This window comes from Parafrankia sp. FMc2 (assembly GCF_041008525.1).
In the GTDB taxonomy this organism is placed as follows: domain Bacteria; phylum Actinomycetota; class Actinomycetes; order Frankiales; family Frankiaceae; genus Parafrankia.
The window spans coordinates 96283-115583 of the sequence record NZ_JBFLUG010000005.1; the positions used below are offsets into that span (position 1 = coordinate 96283).

At 72.8% G+C, this 19301-nt stretch carries 16 protein-coding genes; 4 read left to right on the plus strand and 12 right to left on the minus strand.

The features are described from left to right. Positions 1–57: 57 nt before the first annotated feature. The 4 genes from AB1460_RS03600 to priA form a co-directional block, all read right to left on the minus strand. Positions 58–1821, minus strand: coding sequence for an ABC transporter ATP-binding protein (locus tag AB1460_RS03600; RefSeq protein WP_368959122.1), 1764 nt, complete (start codon positions 1819–1821; stop codon positions 58–60). Then, positions 1818–4166: an ABC transporter ATP-binding protein gene (locus tag AB1460_RS03605; protein ID WP_420497182.1), complete on the minus strand. Its 2349-nt coding sequence runs from the start codon at positions 4164–4166 to the stop codon at positions 1818–1820. Before AB1460_RS03605 ends, AB1460_RS03600 begins: the two co-directional genes overlap by 4 nt. A gap of 426 nt (positions 4167–4592) precedes the next feature. After that, the gene (gene hisF / locus AB1460_RS03610) at positions 4593–5357 is read right to left on the minus strand and encodes an imidazole glycerol phosphate synthase subunit HisF (RefSeq protein WP_071081964.1); all 765 of its coding nucleotides are present in this window, start codon (positions 5355–5357) and stop codon (positions 4593–4595) included. Next, a complete protein-coding gene (gene priA, locus AB1460_RS03615) occupies positions 5354–6094 on the minus strand; it encodes a bifunctional 1-(5-phosphoribosyl)-5-((5-phosphoribosylamino)methylideneamino)imidazole-4-carboxamide isomerase/phosphoribosylanthranilate isomerase PriA (RefSeq protein ID WP_018638175.1) in 741 nt (246 codons plus the stop codon). The genes hisF and priA overlap by 4 nt, the downstream gene beginning before the upstream one ends. 122 nt (positions 6095–6216) lie before the next feature. Here priA and AB1460_RS03620 point away from each other — a divergent pair, with 122 nt between their 5' ends. The 3 genes from AB1460_RS03620 to AB1460_RS03630 are packed head-to-tail and all read left to right on the plus strand — an operon-like array spanning position 6217 to position 8950. Then, positions 6217–7080 carry an ABC transporter permease gene (locus AB1460_RS03620; RefSeq protein ID WP_420497183.1) on the plus strand — a complete coding sequence of 288 codons (864 nt, stop codon included), beginning with the start codon at positions 6217–6219 and terminating at the stop codon, positions 7078–7080. A 6-nt stretch (positions 7081–7086) separates the two neighbouring features. Then, entirely contained in the window at positions 7087–7959 is an 873-nt protein-coding gene (locus AB1460_RS03625) for an ABC transporter permease (RefSeq protein ID WP_368959124.1), read from the plus strand. 4 nt (positions 7960–7963) lie between these two features. Then, on the plus strand, positions 7964–8950 hold the full coding sequence (locus AB1460_RS03630; RefSeq protein WP_368959125.1) for an ABC transporter ATP-binding protein: 987 nt from the start codon (positions 7964–7966) through the stop codon (positions 8948–8950). Positions 8951–8991: 41 nt separating this feature from the next. Here the strand turns inward: AB1460_RS03630 and hisH are convergent, their stop codons facing one another. From hisH to hisD, 4 genes are all read right to left on the minus strand, one after another. Then, entirely contained in the window at positions 8992–9606 is a 615-nt protein-coding gene (gene hisH, locus AB1460_RS03635; RefSeq protein ID WP_368959126.1) for an imidazole glycerol phosphate synthase subunit HisH, read from the minus strand. Further along, complete coding sequence (gene hisB / locus AB1460_RS03640) at positions 9603–10190, minus strand: imidazoleglycerol-phosphate dehydratase HisB (RefSeq protein WP_368959127.1); 588 nt, start codon at positions 10188–10190, stop codon at positions 9603–9605. The genes hisH and hisB overlap by 4 nt, the downstream gene beginning before the upstream one ends. A 69-nt stretch (positions 10191–10259) precedes the next feature. Further along, positions 10260–11486 (minus strand): histidinol-phosphate transaminase, encoded by a 1227-nt coding sequence (locus AB1460_RS03645; protein WP_368959128.1) that lies wholly within the window; start codon positions 11484–11486, stop codon positions 10260–10262. Further along, the gene (gene hisD / locus AB1460_RS03650) at positions 11483–12784 is read right to left on the minus strand and encodes a histidinol dehydrogenase (RefSeq protein WP_368959129.1); all 1302 of its coding nucleotides are present in this window, start codon (positions 12782–12784) and stop codon (positions 11483–11485) included. Before hisD ends, AB1460_RS03645 begins: the two co-directional genes overlap by 4 nt. Before the next feature lie 189 nt (positions 12785–12973). Between hisD and AB1460_RS03655 the strand changes: the two genes are divergently transcribed. After that, positions 12974–13681: an O-methyltransferase gene (locus AB1460_RS03655; protein ID WP_368959130.1), complete on the plus strand. Its 708-nt coding sequence runs from the start codon at positions 12974–12976 to the stop codon at positions 13679–13681. A 94-nt stretch (positions 13682–13775) separates the two neighbouring features. Here the strand turns inward: AB1460_RS03655 and AB1460_RS03660 are convergent, their stop codons facing one another. The 4 genes from AB1460_RS03660 to AB1460_RS03675 form a co-directional block, all read right to left on the minus strand. After that, positions 13776–14615: a YqjF family protein gene (locus AB1460_RS03660; RefSeq protein ID WP_368959131.1), complete on the minus strand. Its 840-nt coding sequence runs from the start codon at positions 14613–14615 to the stop codon at positions 13776–13778. Between the two features lie 89 nt (positions 14616–14704). Beyond that, a complete protein-coding gene (locus AB1460_RS03665) occupies positions 14705–16108 on the minus strand; it encodes an LPXTG cell wall anchor domain-containing protein (protein ID WP_368959132.1) in 1404 nt (467 codons plus the stop codon). A 114-nt stretch (positions 16109–16222) separates the two neighbouring features. Beyond that, positions 16223–17194 carry a polyphosphate kinase 2 gene (gene ppk2 / locus AB1460_RS03670; protein WP_368959134.1) on the minus strand — a complete coding sequence of 324 codons (972 nt, stop codon included), beginning with the start codon at positions 17192–17194 and terminating at the stop codon, positions 16223–16225. A gap of 260 nt (positions 17195–17454) precedes the next feature. Next, the gene (locus AB1460_RS03675) at positions 17455–19212 is read right to left on the minus strand and encodes a serine/threonine-protein kinase (RefSeq protein WP_368959135.1); all 1758 of its coding nucleotides are present in this window, start codon (positions 19210–19212) and stop codon (positions 17455–17457) included. Positions 19213–19301: the final 89 nt, after the last annotated feature.

The following is a 19301-nucleotide window of genomic DNA, read 5'->3' on the forward strand; positions in this document are numbered from 1 at the left end:
CGTCACACCGCCCGCGCGCGCCGCCGCGCGTGGGCGGCACGCGCGGTCCGGCAGCGGTCAGCTGGCCGCGACTCCGGCGGCCCAGGATTCGTGCAGGCGCCGGTAGACGCCGGGGACGGCGACGAGATCGGCATGCGCCCCGCGCTGGACCACCCGGCCGGCGTCCATCACGATCACGTCGTCAGCCGCCTCGGCGGTCGACAGCCGGTGCGCGATCGTGACCGAGGTCCGGTGCCGGGTCAGTGCGAGGAGCGCCGCGGCGATCCGCACCTCGGTCGCGGGATCGACGGCGGAGGTCGCCTCGTCGAGGACGAGCAGGTCGGGGTCGGCCAGCTGGGCGCGGGCCAGCGCGACGAGCTGTCGTTCGCCGGCGGAGAGCAGCTCTCCGCGTTCGCCGACCGGTGTGCGGATCCCGGCGGGCAGGCCGGCGAGCCAGTCCCCGAGCCCCAGCTCCACGAATGCCGCCTCGATCTGCGCATCGGTGGCGTCGGGCCGCCCGTAGCGGGCGTTGTCCGCGATGGTGAGGTCGAACAGGAAGCCGTCCTGCGGCACCATGACCACGCGGCGACGCAGCGAGTCGAAGCGCACCTCGGAGAGAGGGACACCGCCGATCAGCACTGTTCCGCTGCTCGGGTCCATGAGGCGGGTCAGCAGCTTGGCCAGGGTCGTCTTGCCGGAGCCGGTCTCGCCGACGACGGCCACCCTGCTGCGCGGCGCGAGGTCGAGGGTGACCTCGTGCAGGACCGGCGGGCCGCCGGGGTAGGCGAAGCCGACCTGGTCGAAGCGGACACCGAGCGGGCCGGCGGGCAGTGCGCGGCCCGCGCCGTCCGCGGCCGGGTCACGGATGTCCGTGGGGGTGTCCAGGACGTCGAGGACACGACGAAGCCCGGCGAAGGCGTTGGAACCGTCGTTGAGCACCTCGGTCAACGACTGGATCGGCATGATGAACAGGGTGAGCAGGAACAGGAACGCCACCAGCTGACCGGTGGTCAGCGAACCGTCGACACCGAGCAGCACGCCCACCACGACCACCGCCGCCGTGGTCAGCGCCGCGACGCCCTCGACGCCCGCGAACACCCCGGCCACCAGCGTCTGCGCGCCGGTCTGCGCGGAGCGGTAGTTCTCCACCGTGGTGTCGATGCGGTGGGCGGTGCGGCCCTGCGATCCGTAGGCCCGCACGACCTGGGCGCCGACCACCGACTCGGCGATCGCGCCGAGCATGTCACCGACCCGCTCGCGGACCACGCCGTACCGGCGGGCCAGCCGCCGCTGGAAGCGGTGGGTGGCCAGGACCAGCGGGATGAAGAAGGCATACACGAGCAGGGCGAGCTGCCAGGAGTAGACGAACATCAGGATCGTGGCGATCAGCATCTGCCCCGACGCGACGATCAGCATCACGCCGCCGAACTGCAGGAACTGCGACATCGTGTCGACGTCGCTGGTGACCCGCGAGGTCAACGACCCGCGCCGCTGCTCGGACTGGCTCAGCATCGACAGGTCGTGGACATGGCGGAACGCGCGGATCCGCAGTGTGGCCAGCGCGCTCTCCGAGATCCGGTAGAGCCGCACGTTCATCCAGAACGCCGCGAAACCGGTGACCAGGATCGCGACGGCCGCGACAGCGACGGATGTGCCGACGAGGCCGAGGTCGGCGCCGTCGTCCCCCACACCGCGGTCGAGCGTCTGCTGGATGACCACCGGAATGACCACCTTGCCGACGGTGGCGAGGGCGGCCAGCGCGAGCGTCCCGAGGATACCGGCGGTCAGTTCCGGCACCAGCCGGCGCAGGCGGCCGGCAGTCGCCACCAGGCCGTCGCTCATCGGACCCCGTCCTTGTCCACCGCCGGCACGCGGTGGTTGGCGAGCGGGGCCGGCTCCGCCGCCGGATCCACGGCCAGGTCCGGCGGCTGCGCCGGCACCGTTCCGTCCACCGGGACAGCGGCCGCGGGCGATGCGGGACCCGCCGTCTGGGCGGGTGCTGGCGGGACAGCCGGAGTGGGCAGGACAGCCGGGGCGGGCATCGCCGCCAGCGCGGCCGCGCGCGCCTGCGCGGCGCCGTCGTAGGCAGTGAGCAGCTCGGCATAGCCAGGCGAGCGGGCCAGCAGTTCGGCGTGGGTTCCCTGGGCGGCGACCCGGCCATCGGCGAGGAACACGACCTCGTCGGCGAGCTCGACCGTCGAACGGCGGTAGGCGACTATCACGACGGTGGACGCCCCTGCCCGCTGCCGCAGGTCGGCGAGGATGGACGCCTCTATCCGCGGGTCGACGCTGGATGTCGCGTCGTCCAGGATGAGCATCCGCGGCTGGCGTACCAGCGCACGGGCCAGGCCGATCCGCTGCCGCTGACCGCCGGAGAGCGTGGTGCCCCGCTCTCCGACGCGAGTGTCGAGGCCGCCGGGAAGGGTGCGGACGAACCGGTCTGCCTGGGCCCGCCGCAGTGCCTCCCACACCTCGTCGTCGCCCAGGTCAAGCCCCAGGGTGACGTTCGCGCGCACGGTGTCGTCGAACAGGAAGGTCTGTTGGGGGACGAGCGCGACCGCGCGGGCCACCTCGCCGGCGGCGAGGTCGCGCAGGTCCGTGCCGTCAACGCGGACCGTGCCGGCGTCGGGGTCGACGAGCCGGGCCAGCAGGTTGACCAGAGTCGACTTGCCGGCTCCGGTGCGGCCGGTCAGCGCCACCACCCGGCCGGGACGCACCTCGAAGGTGACCGCGGCCAGCGCCTGCCGATCGACGCCGGCGGCGGCGGCCGCGTCGGCATCGGCATCGGCCGCTGAAGCGGAGAGGGAGGCGGCAGCGGAGGCGTCGGCCGCGTCGACGGACGACGCGTCGGTGGCGGGCTCGGCGGGGAGCAGGTCGGTGGCAAGCGCCTCGGGTCCCGCGGGCAGGACCGGCGCCGCTGCCGGCTGCGGATAGGCATAGCCCACGCCGGTGACACGCAGTGTGGCCGGGTCGGTCCCGTGCAGGGCGGCCGTCCCGTGGCTGAGCCCACCGCGGGCCGCAAGCACCGCCGCCACCCGCTCATAGCCGACGACGGACCTCGGAAGCTCACCGAAGACCCATCCGATCGATCTGATCGGGAAGGCGAGCAGGGTGAACAGGTAGGCGACCCGCACCAGCTCCCCCACCGTGAGGGAGCCGTTGTCGATGCGCACCGCGCCAACCAGGATCACCGTGAGAACGCCCAGGTTGGGCAGCGCCTCCATGACCGGGTCGAACAGGCCACGGATCCGGCCGGCGCGAACCATCGCGTCCCGCAGCTCGTGGGCCTTGCCGGTGAAGCGCTCCGTCTCGCCGGCCTCCCGGCCGAGGGTCTTGACAACGAGCGCTCCGTCGAACGACTCGTGGGCGACCGCGCTGACCTCGCCACGCAGCCGCTGGACCCGGCCGTACAGCGGTGACACCCAGCGGCCGTAGACGATGTTCACCACCCCGAAGGCGGGGAACACGACACAGCCCACCAGGGCGAGAAGCGGATCGGTGAGGATCAGCAGGACGAGCGCGGCGGCCAGCATCACCAGCACACCGACCGCGAAGGGCAGCGGGGCGATCGGCGCCCAGGTGGCCTCGACGTCCGCGTTCGCGTTCGACAGCAGCGAGCCGGTCGGGTGCCGCTGGTGCCAGGCCAGCGGCAGGTGGAGGTACTGGCGGGTGACGCGGCGCCGGTAGGTGGCCTGGAGCCGGTACTGCATCATGCCGGAGACCAGCCGCCGGAAGAACAGCCCGCAGGCTCGCGCGAGCCCGATCCCGACCATGATCGCCCCGACCGCGAGGACGGTGCTCCAGTCGGCGTGCTCGTTCCGGATGCTCGGCACGATCACCCGCTCGGTGATCTCGCCCAGGGCGAGCGAGCTCGCCACTGTCGCGAGGGCGTAGAGCGAGCTTCCGGCCACCGCCGCAACGAAGATCCGCGGCTCCTCGCGTACCGCGATCGCGAGGACGCCCAGCCCGCGCCGGATCACTCCGTCCTGGGCTCCCGCTGCCGACGTGCCCTCGGCCGAGGAGCCTTCGGCCGCGGCGCCCCCGGGTGCGTTCGGGGCCGTCCCCGGGGTCACCTCGGACACCTCGGCGGAGCGCGTCGCGCGACGGGGAGGCCGCCCGTCGGCGGTGGTGGCGGCGATCGGTGCCCCCTGACCGGGCACCAGGCTGGATGCGGGTTCACCGGGCAATGCTGCTCCTCCGTCTCACCATCGCTACCGGATCACTACCGCTGTGGGACGCGACGGCCCCGGCCCGTCCAACAACACGGCCGACCAGCGCAAAAGTCCCGCTCACCGGTGAGGACGGGTCAGGGATCAGGCCTGCGGCCGGTGAGCCGCGGTGCTCGTGCCGGCGCCGGTACGCGCCGTCATACTGGCCCGGTGGCCGGACCCTGACCGCCACGATCGGCGAGCTGACCGCTGCTGGACAACCGATGTTCCGTTGGTGTTCGCGGGCAGCTTCCTGGGCCCTCCGGCCCCCCCGGCGGCATCAGCTACAGGCGATCAGCGGCAGGCTCGGGCCGGCAGCGGCGGGGCCAGCGGGGCCAGCGCGCCGGGGCCGGCACGCGAGGAGGCCGGCACGCCAGAACGCCAGGACGCCAGGACGTCAGGACGTCAGCGCACCGGGATGGCCGCGTCCCGCAGGCGCTCCTTCACCTCGGAGATCCGCATCCGGCCGAAGTGGAAGACGCTGGCGGCGAGCACGGCGTCCGCGCCGGCGCCGACGGCGGGGGCGAAGTGGTCGAGTTTCCCCGCGCCGCCGCTGGCGATCACCGGGACGTCCACCACCGCACGGACCGCGCTGATCATCTGCAGGTCGTAGCCATCCTGGGTGCCGTCGGCGTCCATCGAGTTCAGCAGGATCTCGCCGGCGCCCAGCTCGACGGCGCGGGCGGCCCACTCCACCGCGTCGATACCGGTGCCGCGGCGGCCGCCGTGCGTGGTCACCTCGAACAACGGGCCACCAGGCTCGCTGGAGCGCCGGGCGTCGACCGACAGCACGATGCACTGGCTGCCGAACTGCAGCGCGCACTCACGCACGAGCTCGGGGCGGGCCACCGCGGCCGTGTTGATCCCGACCTTGTCGGCCCCGGCGCGCAGGAGACGGTCGACGTCCTCGACGGCGCGCACTCCCCCGCCGACGGTCAGCGGGATGAAGACCTGCTCGGCGGTGCGCCGGACGATGTCGTAGGTGGTCTCCCGGTTGCCGCTGGACGCGGTGATGTCCAGGAAGGTCAGCTCGTCGGCGCCTTCGGCGTCGTAGAGACGGGCCATCTCCACCGGGTCACCGGCATCCCGGAGATCGGTGAAGTTCACGCCCTTGACCACCCGGCCGCCGTCGACGTCGAGGCAGGGGATCACCCGGACGGCGACCGTCACGGCGTGCCCGGAACCGCGGGTTCCCGCGCCGCCACGGCCAGCGCCTCGGGCAGTGTGAACGCGCCGGCGTACAGCGCCTTGCCGATGATGGCGCCCTCGACACCGGGGACCGCGGCGATCGCGCTCAGGTCCGCCAGCGAGGAGACTCCGCCGCTGGCGACCACCGGGCGGTTCGTCGCGGCGGTCACCGACCGCAGCAGCTCGACGTTGGGACCGGTCAGCGTCCCGTCGCGGCGCACGTCGGTGACGACGTAGCGGGCGCAGCCGTCGGCGTCGAGCCGGGCGAGCACCTCGAACAGCTCGCCGCCGTCGCGCGTCCAGCCGCGGGCGGAGAGGGTGGTGCCGCGCACGTCGAGGCCGACGGCGATCCGGTCGCCGACCCGGTCGATGGCCGCGCGGACCCAGTCCGGGTTCTCCAGCGCGGCGGTGCCGATGTTGACCCGGGCGGCGCCGGTCGCCAGCGCGGCATCGAGCGTCTCGTCGTCGCGGATGCCGCCGGAGAGCTCGACGGCCACGTCGACGGAGCGCACGACCTCGGCGATCAGGTCGCGGTTGGAGCCGCGACCGAAGGCGGCGTCGAGGTCGACGAGGTGGATCCACTCGGCGCCGTCGCGCTGCCAGGTCAGCGCCGCCTCGCGGGGGTCGCCGTAGGAGGTCTCGGATCCGGCCTCGCCCTGGACCAGGCGGACGGCCTGGCCGTCAGCCACGTCCACCGCGGGTAGCAGCGTCAGCGTCACGTGACCACCCTACGGGTCCGCCGGCGGGGCCGGCCGTGGTCTCCCCCGCGAACACCTGGCCGCCCCACCGATCCGTTGACCAGAATCGCCGGTGTGCCGGACTCGCGGGCCCCAGGTTGGCTGTGGTGATCTCCGACCTGGCGAGTCCGGTCGCGGCGCCCGCGCGCCCGTTCGGAGCCGGCGCGGTCGGCTGCGCGCGTATGTGGTGCGCGGTCGCGGCAGCCGCCGCGCGCCGGTTGCTCTGTTACCGCGCGACGGTCGCGGCGTCCATCCTGTCGAGCATCATCCTGATCGTGCTGCGCGGGCACGTGGCGCTTGCCGTCTGGGCGGAGCGGCCCGACCTCGCCGGCTACGACAGCACGGCCGCCATCACCTTCACCGTGATCGGGCAGTCGCTGGTGACGACCTTCGCCGTGTTCGGCGGCATGATCGACATGCCCTGGCGGATCCGGAACGGGTCGATCGAGGTCGACCTGGTCCGCCCGGTGGGCTTCCAGCGCTGGTGGCTCGGGCTGGAGGTGGGCCGGGCCGCGGTCTACTTCGCCAGTCGGGCGGTGCCGGCCGCCGTCGTCGGCGCGTTCCTGTTCGATCTGCGCCGCCCCGCGTCGGCCGGCGCCTGCGCCGCCTTCGGGGTGAGCCTCGGCCTCGCCCTGCTCGTCAGTTTCGGGCTGCGTTATCTGGTGGGTCTCAGTGCGTTCTGGATGACGGACGCCCGGGGCGTGCAGGCGGTCTCCGCACTGGTGATGATGTTCTTCTCCGGGGCGGTGCTCCCCCTCGCCCTGTTTCCCGGGCCGCTCGGCACGATCGCCGGGCTGGCGCCGTTCGGCGCCGTGGTGCAGGTCCCGATGGATCTCTACCTCGGCACGGCCGACGGCGGGGCCCTGCGCGCGCTCGCGTTCCAGGCCGTCTGGGCCGCACTCCTGCTGCTCGCCGCCAGGGCGCTGACGACCGCGGGCCTGCGCCGCCTCGTCGTACAGGGTGGATGAGGGCCGATGAACCAACGGACTGCCGAACGGACCGGCGGGCGGGCCGGCCAGCGGGTCGGCGAGCGGGTCGGGCTGCTGCGCACGGAGGCCGGCAGCTACCTGCTGCTGGTCGGCGCGGCGTTCCGCTCGGCCGCGCAGTACCGCGTCTCGCTGGTGCTGTACACCCTGGTGGAAATGGCGGGCGCGGCTCTGGACCTCGCCACGATCAGCATCATCTTCGCCCACCTGTCGGACCTCGACGGCTTCTCGTTGGCCGAGGTCGCGTTCCTCTACGGGACGTCCGCGCTGGCGTTCGCCCTCGCCGAGGCCATGGCCGGCCCGCTCGACCAGCTCGGCTGGCACATCAAGGAGGGCAGGATGGACGCGGTACTCATCCGCCCGGTCAGCGTGCTCGTGCAGTGCGCGACGATGGACTTCTCGCCGCAGCGCCTCAGCCGGATCGTCCAGCCGGTCGCCGTTCTCGCGGTCAGTGTCGCCGCACTGGACGTCGACTGGACCCCGGCCCGCGTCGCGCTGCTCCCCGCGATGATCGCCTGCGGGACGCTGATCAGTATCAGTCTCGCTGTCGGCATCGCGGCCGTACTGTTCGTCGCGCCGGACTCGAGCCTCGCGGTCAGCGCCGTCCGGCAGGGCTCGGCACTGGCGACGCAGTACCCGCTCACGGTCTACGGGCGCCGCGCCGCCCTGCTGATGACCGTGGTCCTCCCGATCGCCTTCGTGAACTGGCAGCCGGCGCTGTTCGTCCTCGACCGGCCGGACCCGTTCGGCCTGCCGGCGTTCACCCGCTTCCTCTCGCTGCCCGTCGCCGTCGTCTGCGCCGCCGCCGCCGCGACGGCGTGGCGGTCGGGGATCCGTCACTACCGCGGCGTGGGGGGCTGAGCCGATGCCTGACAGCGACATCGCGATCGACGTCCAGAACGTCACCCGGGCGTTCGTGCTGCGGCGGCGCACCGGCTGGATGCGCCGGGAGAGATCTGTCCTGCACGCCGTCTCGGACCTGTCGTTCACCGTGCGGGCCGGCGAGATGGTGGGCTACCTCGGGCCGAACGGGGCAGGCAAGAGCACCACGATCAAGATGCTGGTCGGCATTCTCACCCCGTCCGGCGGGCGGTTGCGGGTGGCCGGGCTCGATCCGTCCCGGCAGCGGCTGCGGCTCGCCCGGCGCATCGGCGTCGTGTTCGGCCAGCGCTCGGCGCTGTGGTACGACCTCCCACTCCGCGACAGCTTCGAACTGGTCCGCCGTATCTACCGGATCCCGTCCGAGCGGTACCGCCGGAACCTCGACGAGTTCGTCGACCTGCTGGACCTGGGGCCGTTCATCGACACCCCGGTGCGCCAGCTCTCGCTGGGGCAGCGGATGCGCGGGACCATCACCGCGGCCTTCCTCCCCAACCCCGAGGTCGTCTACCTGGACGAACCGACGATCGGTCTGGACGTGGTCTCCAAGGCTGCTGTCCGTTCGTTCCTGGAGCGGACGAACCGCGAGCAGGGGACGACGATCCTGCTGACAACCCACGACATGGGCGACGTCGAGCAGCTCTGCCGCCGGGTGATGGTCATCGACCACGGCCGGCTCGGCTTCGACGGTGAGCTGGCCGCGCTGCGGGCGCGCATCGGCGGCGTGCGGACGCTGCGGGTCGACCTGGCCGTGCCGATGCCGGCGATGGCTGTGGAGGGAGCCGAGGTCGTGCGCGTGGAAGGGACTCGGCAGTGGCTGCAGTTCCCGGCCGACACGAGCGCGGCACCGCTGGTCAGCGAGGTGGCGGCCCGCTATCCGCTGGTGGACCTGACCGTCGGCGAGCCGGCGATCGAGGACATCGTCGCGCGCCTCTACACGACCGACCGCCTCCCGGCGCCGAGAGTCGGGTAGACCGCCGCAGGAGGGAGCCGGCGGCAGGAGGTGGCGTGCGGTCAGTTCAGGGTGCGCAGCCAGTTCTCCAGGACGTGGGCACCGGCGTCACCGGACTTCTCCGGGTGGAACTGGGTGGCCGTCAGCGGCCCACGCTCGACCGCCGCGGCGAAGGCCTCGCCGTGCTCGGCGACAGTGTCCCCGGGCCGCGGCCGGGCGGCGTAGGAGTGCACGAAGTAGAAACGCGTGCCGGCCTCGACCCCCGCGAACAGGACGGACGCGGGGGGCGGCGCGACGACGTTCCAGCCCATGTGCGGCAGGACGGGCGCGGACAGCCGCTCCACGCTGCCGGCGAGCACGCCGAGGCCCTCCGTCCGCACCCCGTGCTCGTCGCCGAGCTCGTAGAGGATCTGCATGCCGACGCAGATCCCGAGGACAGGCCGCCCGGCCGCGAGCCGCTCGCGCACGACGGCCCCGCCACCGACCGCCGTCAGGCCGGCCATGCAGGCCGCGAAGGCGCCCACGCCGGGAACGACGAGGCCGTCCGCGGCCCGCGCGGCGTCGAGATCAGCCGTCACGGTCACCTGGGCACCGAGGCGGGCGACGGCCCGCTCGGCCGACCGCAGGTTCCCCGAGCCGTAGTCGAGAACGACGACGTTCGGCTGCCCGCCGCTCACAGCACACCCTTGGTGGACGGGACGCCGGCCACCCGGGCGTCGAGGGCCACCGCGTCACGCATCGCGCGGGCGACGGACTTGAACTGGGCCTCGACGACGTGGTGCGCGTTGCGCCCGGACAGCACCCGCACGTGCAGCGCGATCCGCGCCGAGGCGGTGATCGACTCGAAGACGTGCCGGGTGAGGGTCGTGTCGTAGGTGCCGATCAGCCCGACCAGCTCCGGTTCGACGTGGACGCAGTAGGGCCGGCCGGACAGGTCCACCGCGGACTGCACGAGCGCCTCGTCAAGCGGCACGGTCGCGTCCCCGAAGCGCCGGATCCCGGCCTTGTCGCCGAGAGCCTCCCGCAGCGCCGCCCCGAAGCCGATGGACGTGTCCTCGACCGTGTGATGGGCGTCGATGTGCAGGTCGCCCTTGGTCCGCACGGTGAGGTCGAAACCGCCGTGCTTGCCGAGCTGCTCCATCATGTGATCGAAGAACGGGACGCCGGTCTCGGACGACGCCCGGCCCGTCCCGTCGAGGTCGAGCTCGATGAGAACGTGCGATTCCTTGGTGCTGCGCTCGATCCGGGCGGTGCGTGCCATGCGGGTCCCTTGCGGCTTCTGTCGGGTCTGCTGTCGGGTCTGCGGGACGGTTTCGGGGTCGGTGTTCGCTCAGCCGACCGGCGGGCTCGCCGGTGCTGGGCGCAGCAGGGACGGGCGGTCGGCGAGCACCGCGCGCAGTGCGGCGAGGAAGGCGTCTGTCTCGGCCGGCAGCCCGGCGGTGACCCGCAGCCAGCCGTCGAGGCCGAGATCCCGCACGAGCACGCCGGCGTCGAGCAGGCCCTGCCACACGGCGTGCTGGTCGGTGAACCGGCCGAACAGGACGAAGTTCGCGTCGCTCGGCGCCACCTCGCAGCCCAGCTCCGGCAGGGACCGTACCAGCAGGTCACGCTGGGCCTTGACCGCGTCGACGGTGCCGAGCAGCTCGTCGGCGTGCGCCAGCGCGGTACGCGCGACCGCCTGGGTGAACGAGGAGAGATGGTAGGGCAGCCGCACCAGCTGCAGCGCGTCGACGACCGCCGGGTGCGCCGCCAGGTACCCGACCCGGGCACCCGCGAGCGCGAACGCCTTGCTCATCGTGCGGGTGACCACCAGCCGGGGCTGCGCCGGCAGCAGGGTGAGGGCGCTGTGCACACCGGCACGGCGGAACTCCCCGTAGGCCTCGTCGACCACCACCACGCCCGAGCCGACCTCGCCCATCGCCTCACAGGCGGCGGTGATGACGTCCAGGTCGATCGCGGTGGCAGTGGGGTTGTTCGGTGAGCACAGGAACAGCAGCGCCGGGCGGTGCCGGCGGATCGCGCCGGCGACCTGGTCTGCGCTGAGGGTGAAGTCCGCCGCCCGCTGCTCGGCGACCCAGCCGGTGGCCGTGGCCAGTGCGATCAGCCGGTGCATCGAGTAGGACGGCTCGAAGCCGACGGCGTTGCGCCCCGGCCCGCCGAAGACCTGGCACAGCTGCTGGATGATCTCGTTCGACCCGTTGGCGGCCCAGACCTGGGCGGCCGTCACCCCGAAGCCGGCATCCGGGGTCAGGTAGTAGGCCAGGTCGGCGCGCAGCGCCTCGGCCTCGCGGTCCGGGTAGCGGTTCGCCTCGGTCGCGGCCAGCGTCGCGGCCTTGCCCAGGGCGTCGACGAGCCCGGGCGACGGCGGGTGCGGGTTCTCGTTCGTGTTCAGCCGCACCGGGACGTCGATCTGCGGCGCCCCGTAGGGCGACAGCCCACGCAGGTCATCACGCAGGGGCAGGTCGTCCAGTGTGACGACCCGCCGGGCGGCACGTTCGCCACCGGCGACGACCGCGCCGGCGGCGGCGCCTCCCGCCGCGTTGGTGCTGCTGGTCATCGCGCCCGAACCTCCACCGCATCGACGTGCCCGATCAGATCCTCGGCGCCACCGAGCGCGGCAATGCGCGGCGCGATGTCGGCGAGCGCCTCGTCCGTGCACTCCACGACGTGAACCTGGCGCTGGAACGCGGACACGGCAAGACCACCGGAGTGCCGCGCCGTGCCACCGGTCGGCAGGACGTGGTTGGAACCGGCCAGATAGTCACCCAGCGGCACCGGCGCGTACGGCCCCACGAAGATCGCACCCGCGTTCCGCACCCGGGCGGCGACCGCCGCGGCGTCCACCGTCTGGATCTCCAGGTGCTCCGCGGCCCATGCGTCGACGACGGCCAGGCCGGCGTCAAGGTCGGCGACCAGCGCCACCCCGCCCTGGCCGGCCAGAGCCTCGGCCACCCGGTCGCGGTGCCGGGTGACGGGTACCTGCTTGTCGAGCTCGACGTCCACCGTGTCGGCAAGCTCGACCGACGTCGTGACCAGCAGGCACGCCGCCATCGGATCGTGCTCCGCCTGGGCGATCAGGTCGGCGGCGACGAAGTCAGCCCGGGCCGAACCATCGGCGAGGATGGCGACCTCGGTCGGCCCTGCCTCGGCGTCGACCCCGACGATGCCGCGGAGCAGGCGCTTCGCCGCCGTCACGTAGACGTTGCCCGGGCCGGTGACCACATCGACCGGCGGGCAGCTCTCGGTGCCGTGGGCGAACATCGCCACGGCCTGGGCGCCCCCGGCCGCGTAGACCTCGCCGACGCCGAGCAGCGCGCAGGCGGCCAGCACGACCGGGTGCGGCAGCCCGCCGTTGTCTACCTGCGGCGGAGAGGCGACGGCCAGCGACCCCACTCCGGCCTCCTGGGCCGGGACCACGTTCATGACCACACTGCTGGGGTAGGCGACCCGCCCGCCCGGCACGTAGAGGCCGACCCGCTCGACCGGAATCCACCTCTCGGTGACCGTCGTGCCCGGAGCGACCTCGACGGCGACCGGTTCCCGCAGCTGCGCGCGATGGACCAGCCTGGCCCGCCGGATCGCCTCGGTCAGCGCGTCGCGGACCGCCGGGTCGAGCTCGGCGAGCGCCGCGGCGAGGACCTCGGCCGGCACCCGCAGGCCCGCGGGGCGCACCCGGTCGAACCGTTCGGCCGCGTCGAGAACGGCCGCGTCACCGCGGTCGCGGACGTCGTCGCAGACGGGGCGGACCGCTTCGATCGCCACGTCGACATCGACGGCTGCCCGCGGGAACAGCCGGCGGACCTCCGCGGCGCTGGGAGTCGTGGAACGCAGATCGAGCCTTCTGAGCACGCCCATGAGCGTATCGGCCCGGCCGCCGGTCCGAGGAGTGGAATTCTTCGGGAATACCACAACACGACACGACAATGCGTCTGATCCGGCAGATTTTCCCCGAAGAACGGATCGGCTTCGACACCGCCTCGGCAGCCGCGTCGACCGACCGGTGAGCTGACGCCGGCGGCAGATCAGGTCCGATAACCTCGGCAGGTGACTGACAGTGCGGACGTCGCCCCGACCAGCGGGAACACCGACTCAGGCAAGTCGGGCTTCCTGCCGCCGGGCCTGCGGGGCTACCTGGTCGCCCACGGTTCGCCGCCAGACGGCATCCTGGTCGACCTCGCCGCCGAGACGGCGGCGCTCGGCGATGCCGGGCGCATGCAGATCCCCGCCGAGCAGGGCGCGCTCCTGACGATCCTGACCGCGGCGCTCGCGCCGTCCCGGGCGATCGAGATCGGGACGTTCACCGGGTACTCGTCGCTGTGCGTGGCCCGCGGCCTGCCGCCGGGCGGGCACCTGCTGTGCCTCGACGTCAGCGACGAGTGGACGTCCGTCGCCCGTCGTTACTGGGAGCGGGCCGGGGTCAGTGACCGGGTCGAGCTGCGCCTGGGGCCGGCCGCCGAGTCACTGGCGGCGCTGCCCGAGGAGCCCACCTTCGACCTGGCCTTCATCGACGCCGACAAGCAGTCGTACCCGGCCTACTTCGAACTGCTGCTCCCCCGGATGAACACCAACGGGCTGATCATCGTGGACAACGTGCTGCAGTCCGGGCGGGTGCTGGACGAGGAGGACGAGGAGGACAGCCCCAGTGTCGTCACGATGCGCGGCTTCAACGCGGCGCTCGCCGTCGACGCCCGCGTGCAGGTCGTCGTCCTCCCCGTCGCGGACGGGCTGACGATCGCGCGGAAGCTGCCGTAGCGGGCGGAACAGCCGTCCGCCGTACGGGCGGCCTTGACCTGTGGGCCCAGGGCCCAGGGCCCAGGGCCTGTGGGCCTGTGGGCCTGTGGGCACATCACAACAGGTACTGCTCCGGGCGGCCGATCCTGACGTCGACGCCCGGCGAGTAGTGCGCGAGCGGGTCGCCCGGCGGCGGGGTGAGCCCGGCCGCCCGCAGCAGCCCGTCATCGAACTCCGCCACCTGCGCCCGGTACAGCGGCCACGGGTCGTGGCTGGCCCGGATCGCCCGGTGGGCCAGCCCGGTCGCGCTGTACAGCCGCCAGCGGGCGGTGAGGAAATGGTCCAGCGGGCCCAGCTCGTCATCGCGGTAGGCGACACCGATCCGCACCCGCAGCTGGCAGGACGCACCTCGCGGGCCGGGCCAGCGGCGACGGCTCCCGTACCGGACCTCGCCCGGTCCCGGCCCTGGCCCGAGCCGGGGCCCGGACTCCGCGGGCAGCCCGTCAGCTCCGGAGAGCGTCATCGCGGACCACAGATAGGGCAACCGGTAACCGCTCCGAGCCACCAGGACGGCGCCGAGCCGGGCCGCGTCGAGGGAGAAGAACCAGACGCCCCGCCGGCCCAGGCGGTCCACGACATACGTCCGGACGTTCGTCTCCGGAAACGTCGACGCCCAGGGAACCGACCAGCCGCGACCGGTCGCCACCCGCATGCTGAAGGGCACCAGGCTGACCCAGGCACGACCGTCGAAGACATCGACCTCCAGCTCCGGCGGCAGCAGTGCGCGCACCCGGTCGGGCTCGAACGGCCAGTGCACGAACGTCAGCCGCTCCCAGCGCTGGAGCGAGGCAGGCCGCTCGACCGTGAACGGGCAGACCGGCCCGACCGTGGGCCGGTCCGAGGCTGGCAGAACGGAGCCCTCCACCCCGGCCAGATTCGTTTCATCCGCGTGCATAGAGCGATAATGGACGTCCCGTGCTCCTGGGGCATCCTGGATGGTGCCAGGGACCGGTGAGCAACCGTGATCACACGCGTCAGACGCGGTCAGGACACATCGGAGCCGCTCGGCGCAGCCTGGCGTCCACCGGGCGGGCCAGGGTCAGCTGGCCACCACCATGAGGAGTCGGGTCCGCTCACCGTCGGCCCGTCCTGCGGGCCGTGACCGTCAGGTCTGCCGGGAGGACCGGGCCAGGACCCGGCCTGCGACCCCGGCCAGCCCGGCATTCCCTGCCAGCCCGGCATTCCCTGCCAGCCCGGCCAGCCGCCGAGCCACCAGCCCGCCGGCCCCGGCGGGCCCCACGGCATGGCCGGCCCGCCCGCGAACTGCCGCACGTAGAACTCGCGGCGACGGCGCAGCCACCAGAACCCACCGGCGAGCAGCCCGCCGGCGAGCAGCGTCAGGGCGGTCCCCGAGACGCCGGTCAGCGGAAGCTCGCCGCCGGGGTCGGCGGTGACGGCGGGCTGCCCGGTCCCCGCACCGGCAACCGCGCCGGCACCGGCCGCCGCCACCGGCCCAGGCGGTTGTGCGACCGGCACCGACTCCCCTGCCACGGCCTCCTCCTCGGTGGCCTCCTCGGTGGCCTCCTCCTCAGCCCCGAGCAGGTCGCCCAGCGCGAGGTCCGTCCCCAGGCCGGGCATTCCCGTGCCGCTCACGACGGCGGAGCCCCGCTGGTTCGCCTGGCTCTGCAGCAACGCGAGCAGCGCCAGAACATCGGTCGGGGTCAGCCCGCTGGACTGCGGGGGCGGCCAGGCGCCGTCCCGGGCCCCGCTGTCGCCACCGGCACCGGCACCGCCGAGGGCACCGGCACCAGCACGGCCACCAGTGGCGGCGGCATCGGCGGTATCGGCGCCATCGGTCAGCCCGATCACGAGCACCGTCGCGGACAGCGTGCGCGGCGAGGCCAGCGCCGGCGGAGTTTCCGGTGGCACCACCTGCACCAGTCCCGCGCCCGGCCCGGAGACAGGGGCGAGGCCGGGAGGGCCCGCCGGGCCGACACCCGCGGAGCCTGGGCCGGCGTGACCCGAACCCCCCACCGGGGTGAGGCCTGGCGAGACGCCCGCCGGAAGCGCGGGCGGACTTCCGGTGACCAGGGCGGGCGGCGCACCCACGCCACGGGCAGTGATCAGCTTGACGCCCGGCGACGCGAAGGAGATCTGTGCCGAAACCCGTCCAGCCCCGTCTGCCGTCACCGCCCGCAGCACCCGACCGCCGGAGGCGACCTCGACAGCCGTCCCGGGCCCGAACCCGCATCCGTCAAAGGTCGTGATCTCCCCGACCAGCAGACGGGAATGGCCGACCCGGGCCCCCAGGCACCCCTCGCCGGCGAGGCTCGTTGCCAGGCCGGCTGCGGGAGCGGGAGCGGCACCGGCGAGGAGCACGAACGCGGCCAGGACCAGGCAGAGCGCGGCGCCCAGACGCAGGCGGCGTCTGGGGGGTGGGGCTGCCACCGGCTCCACACACGCGCCCATCGACCGACCACCCCCACCTGTCGCGGCTGGCGGCGAAGCCGTCAACATCAGAGAGCTTAGAAACGACTACTCTCCGTGTCCATAGCTTGCGGCTCAGAGCCGGGGAAACTCCCGGCCGGCCTGCTCACCCGTCTCCAGCAGGCCCGCCGCCGCTCCGACGATGCGCGGGTCGGGGTGCCCGATGACCGAGTCGTCCCGGCCGGTGTAGTCAAGCCGGGATAGGACATAGCGCAGTGCCTCCACCCGGGCGCGGCGCTTGTCGTTGCTTTTGATGACGGTCCACGGGGCCTCGGGAATGTCCGTGTAGAAGAACATGGACTCCTTCGCCTCGGTGTAGGCGTCCCACCGGTCGAGGGCGGCCAGGTCGACGGGACTCAGCTTCCACTGCCGAACGGGGTCGATCTGACGGATGAGAAAACGGGTCTGCTGCTCACTGCGCGAGACGGAGAACCACAGCTTGATGAGATGAATGCCGCTCTGGACGAGCATCCGCTCGAGCTCGGGCGTCTGGCGGAGAAACTCGCGGTACTCGTCCTGGGTGCAGAACCCCATCACTCGCTCGACCCCGGCGCGGTTGTACCAGGACCGGTCGAACATGACAATCTCGCCGGCCGTGGGAAGGTGCGCGACATAGCGCTGGAAATACCAGGACCCGCGCTCGGTCTCGGTCGGCTTCTCCAGCGCCACGATCCGCGCCCCGCGTGGGTTCAGGTGCTCGGTGAACCGTTTGATGGTGCCGCCCTTGCCGGCCGCGTCCCGCCCCTCGAAGACGAGAACCACCCGCTGACCGGTCTCCTTCGCCCAGTACTGCAGCTTCAGCAGCTCGATCTGCAGCAGCCGCTTCTCCTTCTCGTAGGCGTCACGTGACAGCCGCTGCGTGTACGGGTAGTTCTCACGCCAGGTGTCGATGGAGGTCCCGTCCGGGCGCAGCAGGGTGGCGTCGTCGGCGTCCTCCTCAACCACCCGCAGTTCGTCGACATTCACGCCGAGGTACTCGATCGGCAGCTTGCGGGGAAGTGTCCCGACAGGCCGCGGACCGGATTTTTCCGTGATCAGTTCGCTCATCGCAGCCTCCGGTGGCGTCTCGCTCGGCATCGCGGGCGGCACACGTCCGTCGGTCAGTGCCTACCCGTTCCGGGCGTGCGGATGGGGGCGTGCCGGACCGGACCCGGTCACGCCTGGTCAGGCCCGGATGTGTCGTGCCCGATCCCATCACCAGCCCGGCCGGATGGGTCTGCCCGAGCTGGGTGTTCATCACCTGTTTGCCGGGAAAGCACCTTGCCACGCCCGGCGGCGGCCGGTTGTCCGCCGCCGACGGGCCCAGGTCAGTCCTCGAGGAGCTGGTCCCAGACGGTGAAGCGGATGACGCTGACCCCGTTGTCGTAGGACTCCACCCGCCCCGCGGCGATACGACGGGTCTCCACACCAAGCGCGCAGAACCGGACACCATCGTGGTTGTCGAGAGTGCCGACAGGACGGGAACGCAGGTCCTGCGCACACCCGGCCGCAGTCGGCTCACCGGGACCGCTCCACTGGGCGAGCCTGTTCCCCAGCAGCTTCCCCGACAGCACATGGAAGTCGCGCGAGGCGTCCGTGACGGTCAGCGGCACCGTTTCGATGGCCAGCGAATCCCGGTCCCAGACGTTCTCGTACAGCCATAGCGTGTCCTCGGCCCAGACCCCTGTCGACGACGTCCCGGCCGGCCCGGTTCCTGACGGTGCCGCCGCGCTCGGACCCACCTCGGCAGGCGGCGGGCCCGTCCCGGACGCCGACGCGGACGCGGACGCGGACAGGGAGGCCAGCGCCGAGACGACCGGCTGGTCCGCCGCCGACCGCCCGTCCCGGTCGTCGGGCGAAGCTCCCGCGAGAGCGATGGCGATGCCGATCACCAGGAGCACCAGCACCGCGCCGGATCCACCGAAGATCCACGGCACCCAGACCGGACGCTTGGGCGCAGCCGATATCTCGCCCTCGGCCGCATCATCCTTCGCGTCCATCGCGGTCACGGTCACGGTCACGGGAGCAGCGGGGGCGGGCGCGGGCGCGGAGCTGGCTGCGACCTCGACGGTGGACCGCTCGGCGGGCGCCGCCGGTGAAGGCTCAGGCCTCGAGGGAACCGCACCGGCGTCGGGTTCCACAGCCGCGAGTGGAGCAAGCTGGTAGCGGGTGATCTCGCCGGCGACCGTGGCGGGCAGCCAGCCCTCGCCGACCCGCAGCCGTTCGTCCGTGGACGCCTGTCGGCACAGCTCGATGAGTTCCGCCGGACGCGGGCGATCCCCCGGTGCCTTCTCCACGCACCGGGCCAGTACCGCCCGGATCTGGTCGGGGCAGCGCCGCCAGTTCGGGCTCTCGTACGCGATCCGGTGGAACACCGCGCTGTCGACGCCGAACGGCAGCTCGCCGGTGGCGGCGTAGTAGGCCGTCGACCCCAGTGCGAACACGTCACCGGGGGGACCCAGATCGTCGCCGCGCACCCGTTCCGGGGCCATGAACGCGGGCGTCCCGAAAAGGACGCTCGGATGGGTGCGTGAACTCGAGCCCTCGACAGCCCGGGAGATCCCGAAATCGATCACCCTGGGACCGTCAGTGGCCAGAATGATGTTTCCCGGTTTCAGATCGCGGTGGATCACGCCGGCACCGTGAATCGACTCCAGCGCCTCCGCCACCCCGGCCACCAGCATGAGGATGCTCTCGACCGGCAGCGGGCCGTGGCGGGCGATCGCCACGGCGAGCGACGGCGCGGCCACGTAGGCCGTGGCGAGCCACGGCAGGCGGGCGTCGGCATCCGCCGCGACGACCGGCGCGGTGAACAGGCCCTGCACCCGCGCGGCGATGGCGACCTCACGCGCGAAACGGCGCCGGAACTCCAGGTCGGCGCCGAACTCCGCGCGGGCCTGCTTGAGTGCGACCGGCCGCCCGCCCGGGGTGTAGGAGAGGTAGACCGTGCCCATGCCGCCCTCGCCGATCCGGGCCCGGGTCAGAAACCCGCCGATCTCCCGGGGATCCTGCGGCGTGAGCGGAGTCAGGACGGCTTCCCACTCCGGTTCCGATTCTCCGGACGAATCCCGCGGGGCACTGGTCATCGTCGTCCTCCGGGGGCAGGCGCAGCCGACGCCACACAATGAAATTATAGGCAAATACCGTCAGTGGCCGACCCGCCCGGGTGCCCTCC